At 30.6% G+C, this 12,152-nt stretch carries 12 protein-coding genes; 1 reads left to right on the top strand and 11 read right to left on the bottom strand.

Annotated elements, in window-relative coordinates:
- Positions 1–16 precede the first annotated feature (16 nt).
- The 8 genes from CN601_RS17030 to CN601_RS16995 form a co-directional block, all read right to left on the bottom strand.
- Positions 17–436 carry a hypothetical protein gene (locus CN601_RS17030; RefSeq protein WP_098171745.1) on the bottom strand — a complete coding sequence of 140 codons (420 nt, stop codon included), beginning with the start codon at positions 434–436 and terminating at the stop codon, positions 17–19.
- A gap of 108 nt (positions 437–544) precedes the next feature.
- Positions 545–1,306 (bottom strand): VanZ family protein, encoded by a 762-nt coding sequence (locus CN601_RS17025; protein WP_098171744.1) that lies wholly within the window; start codon positions 1,304–1,306, stop codon positions 545–547.
- Positions 1,267–1,629 (bottom strand): PadR family transcriptional regulator, encoded by a 363-nt coding sequence (locus CN601_RS17020; RefSeq protein ID WP_098171743.1) that lies wholly within the window; start codon positions 1,627–1,629, stop codon positions 1,267–1,269. The genes CN601_RS17025 and CN601_RS17020 overlap by 40 nt, the downstream gene beginning before the upstream one ends.
- A gap of 237 nt (positions 1,630–1,866) precedes the next feature.
- Positions 1,867–2,256: a hypothetical protein gene (locus tag CN601_RS17015; RefSeq protein ID WP_098171742.1), complete on the bottom strand. Its 390-nt coding sequence runs from the start codon at positions 2,254–2,256 to the stop codon at positions 1,867–1,869.
- A gap of 95 nt (positions 2,257–2,351) precedes the next feature.
- Positions 2,352–2,744 carry a hypothetical protein gene (locus tag CN601_RS17010; RefSeq protein ID WP_098171741.1) on the bottom strand — a complete coding sequence of 131 codons (393 nt, stop codon included), beginning with the start codon at positions 2,742–2,744 and terminating at the stop codon, positions 2,352–2,354.
- 610 nt (positions 2,745–3,354) lie between these two features.
- Positions 3,355–5,136, bottom strand: a complete 1,782-nt coding sequence (locus CN601_RS17005) for a DUF262 domain-containing protein (RefSeq protein WP_098171740.1) — start codon at positions 5,134–5,136, stop codon at positions 3,355–3,357.
- Positions 5,137–5,139: 3 nt separating this feature from the next.
- Positions 5,140–6,438, bottom strand: coding sequence for a DUF262 domain-containing protein (locus CN601_RS17000; protein WP_098171739.1), 1,299 nt, complete (start codon positions 6,436–6,438; stop codon positions 5,140–5,142).
- 415 nt (positions 6,439–6,853) lie between these two features.
- Positions 6,854–7,870 (bottom strand): helix-turn-helix domain-containing protein, encoded by a 1,017-nt coding sequence (locus CN601_RS16995; protein ID WP_098171738.1) that lies wholly within the window; start codon positions 7,868–7,870, stop codon positions 6,854–6,856.
- A 456-nt stretch (positions 7,871–8,326) separates the two neighbouring features.
- Here CN601_RS16995 and CN601_RS16990 point away from each other — a divergent pair, with 456 nt between their 5' ends.
- Positions 8,327–9,493, top strand: a complete 1,167-nt coding sequence (locus CN601_RS16990; RefSeq protein WP_098119437.1) for a tyrosine-type recombinase/integrase — start codon at positions 8,327–8,329, stop codon at positions 9,491–9,493.
- Between the two features lie 781 nt (positions 9,494–10,274).
- Here the strand turns inward: CN601_RS16990 and CN601_RS16985 are convergent.
- The 3 genes from CN601_RS16985 to CN601_RS16970 all read right to left on the bottom strand — a co-directional run bounded on the left by CN601_RS16985 (position 10,275) and on the right by CN601_RS16970 (position 12,085).
- Positions 10,275–10,847 (bottom strand): hypothetical protein, encoded by a 573-nt coding sequence (locus CN601_RS16985; protein ID WP_098119436.1) that lies wholly within the window; start codon positions 10,845–10,847, stop codon positions 10,275–10,277.
- A 374-nt stretch (positions 10,848–11,221) separates the two neighbouring features.
- Complete coding sequence (locus tag CN601_RS16975) at positions 11,222–11,422, bottom strand: hypothetical protein (RefSeq protein ID WP_098119434.1); 201 nt, start codon at positions 11,420–11,422, stop codon at positions 11,222–11,224.
- Between the two features lie 336 nt (positions 11,423–11,758).
- Positions 11,759–12,085, bottom strand: a complete 327-nt coding sequence (locus tag CN601_RS16970; protein ID WP_098119433.1) for an ArsR/SmtB family transcription factor — start codon at positions 12,083–12,085, stop codon at positions 11,759–11,761.
- Positions 12,086–12,152 lie beyond the last annotated feature (67 nt).

The following is a 12,152-nucleotide window of genomic DNA, read 5'->3' as shown; positions in this document are numbered from 1 at the left end:
AATTACTTTTGAAATATTAATGATATTGAAACCAAGGAAACCAGTTATCATTCTGATCTTTAACAATGTAGAGTTCTCCAGTTGCAGCACTGACAGCTGGAAGTATTCTAGGGAATATTAGTCGAACGAACCATGAGTGATTTGCTACTTCTTTACCACAAAAAGTTACTGCAATACCGAAGTAGTGTTTCTCGAATCCAGTCAAGCTTGCAGCAGGTTGAATTTTCTCGATTCTCCATTCTTTATGGTTAAGATCTGTTCCGTATACCTTTGGAATAATGTCCTTTAAGGCACTTATCAACTCATCTTTGTCCTTTATATTTGCCTCTTGTAAATTCTCAGTTGGAGGGCATTTTGCATTTACTAGACTTTCACCATAAGTTGTACTTGGGATCATAAATAATAGCATAAATGAAGTTATTAACATCTTCTTCATGAATTAATTCACCTCACTATTACTATCCCCTAAGTATGCCTGTTTAATTTTTGTTCTTGTTGAACTAAAGCATGAGTTATTTGCTTAACACCATATATAATTCTAAATTTAATTTTTAGTTTCTTGAAATAGATTCCTTTTAAATAAATTGGTAAATTTACAAATTAACTTAACGATTAAACATCCTAATATAGCACCCAATGTATTAAGTAATATGTCATCTACATCAAATTGTCCAATTCGAAGAGTAAATTGTAGAATTTCAATCGTAAAACTAAGAATGATTGAACTAGTAATAACTTGAGAAAGTATAATGTATTTTTTGAATAGGATTGGCAGAAAAATTCCAATGGGTAAAAAAATTAACAGGTTTCCTATTGTATTATTAATAATAATATCTACGTTGAAACTAGAAGAACCATTTATGTAATTAATTGTATTTTTAAAAGGAATAATACTTGAATTTAATTTCCACACTTCAATGTCAAAAAAGCCTTGGTGATTCTGTGGAAACAAGAAGTATCGATTATATGAATTGTTATTTATTATTCGATCAATTAATCGTACAAAAAGTAAATTCCAAAGGGCTACAAAAGAATACAAAGTGAATAATATCCATGTTAATTGCTTGATGATTTTGTAATTCGGATTTATGAACTTTTTGTATCCATGACTTATTTGTTTGAATTCACCAAAACTTCTTAAGGCTTCTTGAATAGCTTCTTTTTCAGTGAAACCTTGTTCGATGTACTCATTTTTTAAAGAGTTCAAATGATCTTTCATTTCATCAACTATATCTTTTTTTTCTTTGGGATCACAAGATAGTTCGTTTACAATCTGATTAATATAGGTTTCAATGTTCTTATCCAAGCAAACCCCTCCAGACAAACTTTTATTAAATTGTTAACCCGATTCCATTCATGAACTTTTCTATTCAATTCTTTTTTTCCATCTTCTGTAATTTTGTAATATTTTCGTCTTCCACCGTTGTCAGAATCTCCCCAACTAGATTGAAGTAAATTCTTATTTTCCAGTCTTTTTAAAGCAGGATACAGCGTTCCCTCACTCATGTTATAAAGATCATTACTATTTTCTTTCAAGGTTTTTACTATTTCGTACCCATACATTTCTTTTGTATTAATAAGCGAGAGAAGCAAAATATCAATACTGCCTTTCATAATTTCTTTATCCATAACATCACCTCACTTCACTTTATTGTTATGTTACATCGTTTCACTTTAGTACATCGTATTACAAGGTTAATCATTTTATCTCTTTTAACAAGAAATTTACTCAGCTAGACTTAAATTAAACGAAAAAAAATCGACTTAACAGTCGATCACTTTGTACAACTAAAGCAATGCGTTAGTTCAATAAGATTTCTAGAATACCAGTAATTATTCTAGTGATATTTAGATTAATTTATTAAGTCAGTTGTTCAATTGAAAATTATCCCATGCAATTATTTCAACTACTTCGTCTCCTAAGATAAAAATATAATGATTTGCTTTATCCATAAATGTTGCACTATGATCATTTTCTTTTAAGACAGCTTTTAGTTCTGCAATCCAACTTGATTGCTCAACTATAAAAATATATTTTTGGAAAAATCCATTATCAAATGCTTCTTTTATATAGAGTGGTTCAAAATCAAAGCAATCAACGGTTGTTATTCGCCATGCTTGAGTAGTCTTAAATGACACCCTCCACCTATTTTCATCTACATCGTCAAACTCAATTCTTTTTATGCCATCGTTAATTGTTATCTCACTTAACGGTACAGTATGTATAATTGGCTTATTACTAAATACTTTTATCATTACTTATCTTTTTCCTTTCAAAGTTAGACCAATTTCATTGCTATTATTTGTATATCTACAACTAACGCGCTCGTTAGTTGTACATTAGCTTAGTGTTAAAATATTTCTAATTCTTGAATAGCCTGAACCAATTCTTTACGCAATTCCCATTCAAAATGATTTTCTTTATGTCTACCGTACATAATAATCGTCCAATATGTATCTTTTCCATCAGTACCAATCACTTTGAAACGGTTCAACGCCGACTGTACGGCTTTTCCTAAATGAGTGATAATTGAGCGCAGTGAATCTGGAGTCATGCCGTACTTCATTCCAATTTCTGTGCAAGTTCCTTTGTGACCGGTTTCGTTATACCATTTCTTAATAGTTTCAATACGCTTTTCATTGAAAACTTCATCATTACGTAGCAGTATTTTCCATTCCTCAACTGTAATATCAATATCACAAACGTATTCTAAGCCTACTTTTTCAACTTGTTTTATATTCACTTTCGGATTCTCCTTTTCTTACAGAAGATAAATGCAAATTTCACTCTCCTAATAAGGTTATTATTGCCCTGAATTACTTTTTCAATTTGCAAGACCTTTTAAAAAGATCTCAATTTACAAGTGACTTCGAATGTAATGATATGTTTTTCAACTAACTCTTGCGTTAGTAACTTAAGAATTTTCTCACTTACTTCACATAATTCTTGTACATTGCAGCAAATACTATGTATTTCGCCTCTCTATCGCGATAATATATTTTTCAATATGTTCTTTATCAATCTGTAAGTTCATCCTAAAAAAACCATCTTTGTCCGGCCCCTCTCTTAATCGAAATAGTTTCAATATAATCGAATTTTTGATAATGGCCATTTCCATAAACATAAAAAAACACCCTTAAGAGAGTGTTAGATTGTTTGTTTATATTGTATTTCTCCTAATGCTTCTTTTTCCATCTGTTCAGCTTTAGGTCCTTCTTTAATAATTCGACCAGAATTAACAATGTATTCTAGAGCTTCAATCACTTAATCGCACTTTACGATCCTTATTACAGCATTAACTCGAGTTCTATTACCAACATCTAATTCATATGTCATTAACTTTCACTCGAATACTAACTCTTCAAAATCCTAAACATTTCTTCTTTATGTTTGCTTGCTTTTTCTTCAGTCCATTTTTCATCGTCGAGATTGACTAATTCTTTCATGATCTTCAGTTTCAAGCTTTGTTCGATAATGCTCGGGTAGGAGCTGATTTTCCCTGCAGGTGGCAAATTAGAAAACTTGGAGTTTCCTGACACAGTAATTAACGCAAGGTTTCCAAAACCATCAAGGTCATCCGATTTCCAATTTTCACCCTCAACTAGATGTTGTGGTTGGAAGTGTTCTATCGAAGTTCTAAATTGAAATTGCCAGTCCTCACGCATTGGCGGGATTATTGTCTTATCCAAGTACGAATACCCATCTTTGTATAAAAGATAGTCGAGGTAAGTAAATACGATTCTTTCAAAACCAAATCCACTAGCATTCTGAAAATTTGATTTTATTACTTTTGTTTTGCAGTAATCTTCAAGAATTTCAATGATGTCACATGATTCATTCTCTAGTAACCTTGTTAAGACTAGCGAAATCCAATGCATAGTCTTAGGTGACGTGTACGTTATGCGTAAGCATGATTGCAGAGTTCTTATTTGTTTATTATTCTGACTATCGTCATTGCCGAAAGTACCTACATATTTGGGCTTTTGCCCTTTCACATCACTATATTTCTCTAAACGTTGTAACGACCATTTTCCAGTTTCTTTATAATCTCTAGCATATTCACGTTTCAAAATATATTTATCAAACAACACACGGCATTTTAACATATGATATAAAAAGTTCTTTGCTCTACCAGCATCATTCCATGCCCATGATAGATTATCCAAGAAGTGTTTATCATCAAGTGTTGAATCTCCCTCTTCTAACTTACCAATGACTGCATTTACCTGTAATAAAAAATTTGGGAATGAAATAGTCGATTCAAATCGTTCATTCTCAATTTCATCCTTACTTTCTCCATTATTGAGTAATCTCTTACTTTTTAGAATGTCAATCAAAGGAACAGAATGTTTATCATAGTCATCATTCGGAATACATTCTCTAATTGAATTAAAATCGTCAATATGACCATTGATCCTAGACCAATCTCTTGTAAAAAGAGCCTTTCTAACGTTAGGATCAAAATTCATTTGGATATATGAGTCCATATCAGAGCATTTTTCCCAAATCAATGCTGCAGTTTTTTTATCGTGTTCAGTATCCAAAACTTCTAAAAACTTTGCCTTTGCTATTTCATGAAGTTCTAGTTGCTCACCCCGAGTATTCATGATTTCAAAATAATGATTTAAATCTATTCCTTGCGGAACTTGTACACGAACAAGAAAAACCTTTTCTAGTTTTTTTATTAACTCATTTTTGTCTATTTCTTTCGTTTTTTTAAAATAGTTTTCAATGATTTGATAACCAGCTAAGATTTCAACTGATACTAATTCCTCCAGTATTTCACCACTGTTCTTATTGTTTATCATGTGAAGTGTACGATTTGACTTTTCCCGTGCTTCAAATCTCAACGCACCTTTCGCAAAATTCATGCCAAGATAATTTTCTAATAAAAATAATGTCGTCAATCTTTGTTGTCCATCGATTACTTCATAAACATTATTATCAGTTTGATTAACAATAAGATTTCCAAGAAAATAGTTTTTATTAAGATCGTCTATTGAACTATTAATATCTTCTATCAGTTGTTCTATTTGCGACTCTCCCCAAGCATAGTTCCGTTGATAAATTGGAACTAAATAACTGATATTAGTAAAAATGTTTGATACCGGTATGATTTTTAAATGTCTATCCATCTCCTACCACCTATTCCATTCACTAAGTAAATCATACACTTCTTTGTACTTCTCTTTATTGTTACTCTCAATATCGGGTTGCTCCAAAACAATGAGCTTTAACTCTTCAGCATGGTTCATATCGCTAATTTCTGAAAACAAATCCAAATCTTCGTTCAACCGTTCATGTTTTCCTCGTGCATACTTATTGATTGTCTGAGGATACACAGCATGCATAGTTAGTCGCAAAGAATAGCTCCATGAATATAGTTGGTACATCACACCTTTGGATAAGCTTTCAATACCAAAGCGATCAGCAAAAAACAATAACGCACATTCATATAACTGTTTAATGTAAATATCTCCAGAACGTCTACTCGGAATTTGTTCATTCGTGTGAACCTTTTTAATTAAATTTTGTATTTGCACAAGTTGCCTTCCGTAATGAAGGGTATAATGGAAAAAACGCCTTCCTGCGATTAGTGGCTGTGTTAATTGAAATTGATTTAATGCTTTAGATGCAAGTAGTTCACCGCTTCCATTTGCATTAAACTGTTCTAAGAAAAGGTTACTTGCTTTATGATATATAGCATAATTAAAAACATTTGTGGTTTTAATCCCTTTGAACACATCAATATTACTTGCAGAATAGCCCAAACCAATCTTTCCTTTGTACCATTGCGTCAACGGGTAAAGATAACTTTTAAATAAGTCATTTAAATCATCCTGGTTCACATTTTCCCATTGGTTGATAATTCTTACTTTCTGCTGTTCGTCTTCATCACCCATCTCACGTAAATGATATGACTTCAATAAATCATGTGGATCTAACTCTTTGCCACGAGAATTTTGCGAATCAAAGAATTGAAAAGCCTCTTGCTCACTATCTGTGACAATTTGAACTGCACTACAATGTTCTAATAAATATTGTTTGTATTTCCTTTGCTCATCTTGCGAAAGTTCATTTGTCCGCTTAGACAAAACATCAAAATTAGTCACTATTACATCATTAGATAATTGATTATATTTTTCTCTTAATAGCCCTTGATCCTCATCACCTAAACAGTATAGAAGTATCGAAAGGGTTGTCAGTCTTTGCTGACCATCCACAACGTTGTATCTTTCATCTTCCTTATGTAAAATGACAGAGCCAATTCTGTATTCTCGTGTACCTTCTTGATATGCATGATAAGTATCCAGAAAAAGCGTATTTGTAGACCTCACACTCCAACTATACGGTCGTTGATATGTTGGTAAGGCTAATTTCATTCCAAGTAATTCTTGAATCTTTGTTATTTTTAATTCATCTTGAAGTAGAGCCATCCTTAAATCCCCCTACAATTTTTTACAATTAGTTATTATTCACTAATCATTTTATTCTTTGGGCCAACTTCAGATCATTGAAAAACGTACTTTAATTTTGGTTCCAAATATTAAAACACGTCCCTATTTGTGAAACTTTTCACTTAAACTAAACTGCCATTTAGTTTAAGTGTAGCATTTCACAAAGTGTTCTATTTATTTAATAAATTTGTTAATCAAGAGTAGATTATAAATTGTAGGGTTACATATCGTTTTTCCTAAATATTCCTTGATGGATAATGCAGTACGTTCATTCTGAAGCTTCACTAGTCTTTCTAATAGCGAATCCTTCCCAACTTCAAAATTAAATAAATTAATTTAGTCAACTGCATTCATTGTAGATTTACACCACTTTCTTCTATTATATATGTATTATTTATCGAATTTTTATTTGATTAAGTAACTTCTCTTTTAAGTAATCCTCAATAGATAAATCCGATTCATTGGCAAGTTCACGCAATTTTTCTTTTACGTTTTTTGGAACATTAATTGTTATACTCTCGAAATCAGTTCCTATATAAAGACCATTGTGTCGTAACTGAACAGTTCCTTCTATTAAAAGAGTTTTTAACATTTTGAATATCTCATAGTAATTATCAATGGATTCTTTATCCAGTTGAATAAAGAATGGTTTAATTTTTATAGTTACTTTATTCTTACCTTGCTCTATGTCTATATTTTCAGCGCCAATGAAGTTATAAATGAAATCGAAAAGTCGATAATCTTTACTTTTAATATCATTGAGTAATATAAATTCAAAAGTTGCATAATTTTTCTTTGTAACTCGTTTGAATGTCCCTACTTTATAGATAGGTTCATAACCACTGGCAATAATACCAGCTCCTACTAATTCTTTGCCATGAGCTGTCATCAAAGTAGGTATATTATTTTCAATTCGAATAATACGACCATAATCATTCGTGGTTTCATTTCTAAATGATTGGTACAAATAAAATTCTTTATTCTTTGTAAAGAATGATTTTCGTTTCGATTTACTCTTACTAACATATTCTGATTCTTGAAAACTAGCTAGTGATTCGTTAGAAACAAAATAAGTAGGTTTACCTTTAAAATCAAATTTCGATGCGGCTAATGAGCCATCTTTTATATATTTTTGAAGAGTAGTTACATGTAATCCTACGATTTTCGCAACTTCTGATAAAGTATATCCTTCTGGTCGCTTATATTCCAAAGCAAATGCTTCAACAACATGTTTATCGAACTGCATTGTACCTTCTATTCGCCAGTTATCTTCATACTTTTGTTTCAACTTACCATTACGAACATAATAATAAATGGTAGTTGTTGAAGGTTCTTCTCCCCACTCTTTACCTAAATATTCAATAACTTCCTTTGTAGTTAAGACCTGTTCTTTCTCCTGATATTCTATCAATCTTATAACCTTCTTTCTAAAAATTTTAAATTAAGTAAATTTCTCAATATAGAAGATCCATTCTGAAATCCCCTTCGTGTTTTTTATTTCATCTTATTTTTAAGATATTACTAAGTATATGAATATTGTAGTTTAAATTAAAGGAATCGTATCAATAATAAAAATTGGAATTATAATTAGTATAATCAATATTCATATTTATGTCTAATCTTACTCAAACTTTAAAGATAAAGTTCAAATACTGAATATTTAATAGTAACATCGTGTAAAAGAATGGACAGTTTTATTACTTTTATTTAAATTGGCATATGTGTTAGATAATGAAACTTTAAGTTTAAATTCGCGATATATTACTATAAAGCGTAAATATAGTAATTAATATTTAAATAGTTTAAGATAGAAACATATAATTAAATTTCAATTATTTGGTAAAGTATTGAAAGGAAGTGTAAGTTAATGGAATTTCACAGTTTGTTTCCTGTTAGTAAAATTTACAAAATAATAGTTAATATAAATGAATATCCACTTGCACTAACTAACGAACAAATTCAAATTTTAGATCGAACTCAAGAATTTGCAGAAAAGTATAAAGTAGATGTTCATGAAGCATTTTCAGATATTGATATGATTTATCGCTTTGTATACCAGAAGAAGGAAATAGGAGATTTATATGATGATGAAGCAGATACTGGAAGTAAGAATCGTCAAACACGTAAAACTTACATAAAAGAACTTTTAGTTTTTTATAATCATTTAAACGAAAATAAGCATGTACTATTGGAGGATACATTTCATACAAAAAGTCAAAGTATATTACGTATCATAGAACCACGACATATTCTTAATTATCAAAAATGGTTAGTACTTGCTCCGTTAGGTCGTAACGGTCAACCTTATAAAAAAACAACAATCGCTAAAAAGACGGTTGTACTAAAGGCTTTTTTCAAATACTTGTATGAGCAAAAATATACAGAAATGCCACTACACTACTCACTAGTTTCAGCAAATGTAACTCGAAATGATTTACCGAATCGAGATATTACATATGATGAAGTAAAACAAATATTAGACTTTTATAAGAACTCTCCGTTACATTACACGATACTAATTACCTTAGCAACTTCAGGCCTACGTGCAGCTGAACTTGCGACTGCTAAATGGAAAGATATTTCAAAGGATCATCGTGGTTATTGGTTAAAAGTTATGGGGAAAGGTCGTAAAGAACGAGAAGTATATTTAATGGATTATGTGTTTGATGCACTAGTACAATTTAGAAAAAGAAAAGGATTGGCTACAGAATTAGATTCGTTGGATGATTCATATTTAATTTTAACAAGTAAAATGAAGCCTTATAGTCCAAATCATTTATCTAAGTTCGTATCTGAAATGATCAGTCGGACAAAGTTGCCTTTCCTGCTACACCATACACGAAACGGCAAAATCTCAGCCCATTTCTTTCGTCATTTCTATGCTATATTCAGTAGAGAAAATGGTGCAGACATATACTCAATTTCTACATCGCTTGGGCATGAAAGTATAAGAACAACTCAGATTTACCTGGCAAAACATGAAAAAAGGGATACAAATGTAGGCTTGGTATGGAAGAATAAATCTAATTTCTAAGGTTCAATAAAACATATATATAATAGAAGAAACTCATTAATTCAAATAAAAAAGATATATATAATACCTTCTATTTTTCCATAAAGCACTTACTTTTTAGTATATTCGTCTGAAAAGTCAATTCCAGCTCATTGATAGTAGTCACAATTATTTCCTTGCACTTTTATTCCTTTTGAAATCCTAATTAATGTTAATTTACATAAAGGAGAAGTAAAAAAGACAACAGTTTACTGTTGTCTTTTCTATTTACAAATTACATACAATAAAAGGTATAGTGATCACTGCAATTAACATCAAAATCCAATTATACTTCTTAAGGTTTGCTTCAAATTTTTGTAGTTCATCTATTGAGCTTGTTTTAAGGGTTTTCAGTTAGTCCGCCTTGGTTCCTAATTGGAACCAGGTTACAGGATGGGATATGTACACTTTTTAATAAAAGCAAATAATGGTATTTACTTAATAATAAAATTTATACTAAAAAATTACGAAGCTCCTATTGATTCTCTTAAAAAATAGAGGTTTCACATGACTATTGCTTAGAAAGAAAGACTATTATAGATCCCATTGGTCAGATCTACAAACATTTTATCGATCAAAATAATGATTATATACCTCAAAAAGGAGAAACTCCTAATGCTTCTTTAATTCAAGCATGCTTTAGGAGTCTCCTATAAAGAGTTAAGGGAATGTCACATAAACAGTATCAGTTTTAACTTCTAAAAATTTTTAATATTCAAAAAAATATTTAAATTAATATTAAATTTTAATAAAGTTAACGGACTTATTCTCCGTATTTACTAGATTGAAGAGCAAACTTGAAAGAGTAAAAACAACTTATTAATTGATTTAATTCATTTTTAGCTTTCTCCAAAATTTCTTCATCTTTATATATCGAAAATCTTGTGATATATCGATCTAATTTATCGTTTAGTTCGATAATATTATCTGAACTTTTATGTTTCGCATTCAAACGAGTTAAGTCTTTAGCAAAAGCTTCACTTAATGATTGAATACTAGGGATATCTATTTCTTTTTGGATAGAAACAATAGAAGGTGTGTAATCCATCCTGTATGCTTGACCTGGTATTTTCTCCCAAAATTCTTCCCATTCATCAAGTAATCCTGCCTTATAAAGAATCAACTTTAAATATCCACATAACCATGCAGTACAGCTCGTATTTCTATTTTTACAACCTTTTCCTTCCTCTAACTCATTGCAATACTTACAACAAGACCCACCAATTGCAATACAAACATTACATATGGATGAAATACCAACGCCTTCTAAATACTGATGTCCAAAGTGTATCAGTTCTTCTCTTGTCATGAGACGTTCCTTTTCATAAGAATCCATCACTTTTAATCCTTTCTTTTTTACTAAAAGAGAGTGTTTTGCTCTTTGAAAACACTTGAAATCTTTAAAACTTAAAAACTAATCCTCATTGAATTTATCAATCATTGAGATCGTATCAAACAAATAATTGTTAAACATTAACAAAGCAACAGGAGTAATCGATATTTATTTGGTCTCGAAGGAAATAGATGACCTTGTAACCTTCTTTAGTACCAGATTCAATGCTTTTATTACGTAAAAAGTTGTTGCGATACTGTAGATCCTTGATGTATCACCCTCAAGATACCTATCAATTATATGAAATTGTCCTGTTAGATTCCCGTGTAACGACCCAATAGCATATTTCTCAGCCACTCTTATTCCACCCTGTGAAATTACGTTTGTTCATCTTTATGCACATCTCTTTTTGCTTGTATATAAAATTCTACTAATGTGTCAAAACCTTTACGAAAATACGGGTCTCGATAGAACTTGTTGACAAAACCTTCTTCTGATAAACCATCCATCTCTTTTACTATTTCTTTAACGATCTCTGCTGCTCCTTTTTGTATTTCATATTTTAATTTTAAATGCATACGTCCACCTTCCATTACACTTGTTATTCATCTAACATCTTTTACGAATTCACAACCATATACCCACGTTGTCCTATAACTTCTTTAACTTTCGCATATCTTATTAATTCAGTAGTATTATCATAATCAGACGTTACTATTTCTTCGCCTACATCCTTATTAAACAATCTAGTATAATCTATGTTAGTAAGAGCATTTAATAAAGACCCATGATGATTATTTTATTCTAATTATGGTCTATGACAAAAAAAGTCGAGACTTAAATTTAAAGTCCAACTTTTTTTGTCATAAAAAATATATATACCTTCTTAAGAATAGTAAATTTTTCTATCATTATTAATCTTCTTTAAATTTATCTAACATACTAATCGTATCGACTAAGTGATTATTAAAAATTTGACGGGCAACTACTAATAACTCAGAAATCATCGGATCTCTAAGGGAATATGTAACTTTATTTCCTTCCTTCGTACCATATACAATGTTTTTATTTCGTAATATTGAAAGTTGTTGAGATACAGCAGACCCTTCACTACCTATTATACTTTGGATCTCATTTACATTTCTCTCACCCTCACTCAGAATTTCAAGAATTCGAATTCGTAGTGGATGACCTAGTGCTTTAAAAAATTCTGCTTTAAATTGTTGTAGTTCTAAATTCAATTGTGTTCCTCCAAACTATCTTTATGATCAAAGATCCTAATTTCAAAATATTTATTATCTTAACTAT

The sequence above is a fragment of the Bacillus sp. AFS017336 genome, assembly GCF_002555445.1.
GTDB lineage: Bacteria > Bacillota > Bacilli > Bacillales > Bacillaceae_G > Gottfriedia.
The sequence above is the reverse complement of the archived record's forward strand: the minus strand, read 5'-3'. Positions and strand labels throughout refer to the sequence as shown.

Excerpts from the sequence above, each read along its gene's own strand:
- CN601_RS16985 (WP_098119436.1), bottom strand. The coding sequence starts at position 10,847 with ATGGATTCTTATGAAAAGGAACGTCTCATGACAAGAGAAGAACTGATA.
- CN601_RS16975 (WP_098119434.1), bottom strand. The coding sequence starts at position 11,422 with ATGCATTTAAAATTAAAATATGAAATACAAAAAGGAGCAGCAGAGATC.
- CN601_RS17020 (WP_098171743.1), bottom strand. The coding sequence starts at position 1,629 with ATGGATAAAGAAATTATGAAAGGCAGTATTGATATTTTGCTTCTCTCG.
- CN601_RS17015 (WP_098171742.1), bottom strand. The coding sequence starts at position 2,256 with ATGATAAAAGTATTTAGTAATAAGCCAATTATACATACTGTACCGTTA.
- CN601_RS16990 (WP_098119437.1), top strand. The coding sequence starts at position 8,327 with ATGGAATTTCACAGTTTGTTTCCTGTTAGTAAAATTTACAAAATAATA.
- CN601_RS17005 (WP_098171740.1), bottom strand. The coding sequence starts at position 5,136 with ATGGATAGACATTTAAAAATCATACCGGTATCAAACATTTTTACTAAT.
- CN601_RS17030 (WP_098171745.1), bottom strand. The coding sequence starts at position 436 with ATGAAGAAGATGTTAATAACTTCATTTATGCTATTATTTATGATCCCA.
- CN601_RS17000 (WP_098171739.1), bottom strand. The coding sequence starts at position 6,438 with ATGGCTCTACTTCAAGATGAATTAAAAATAACAAAGATTCAAGAATTA.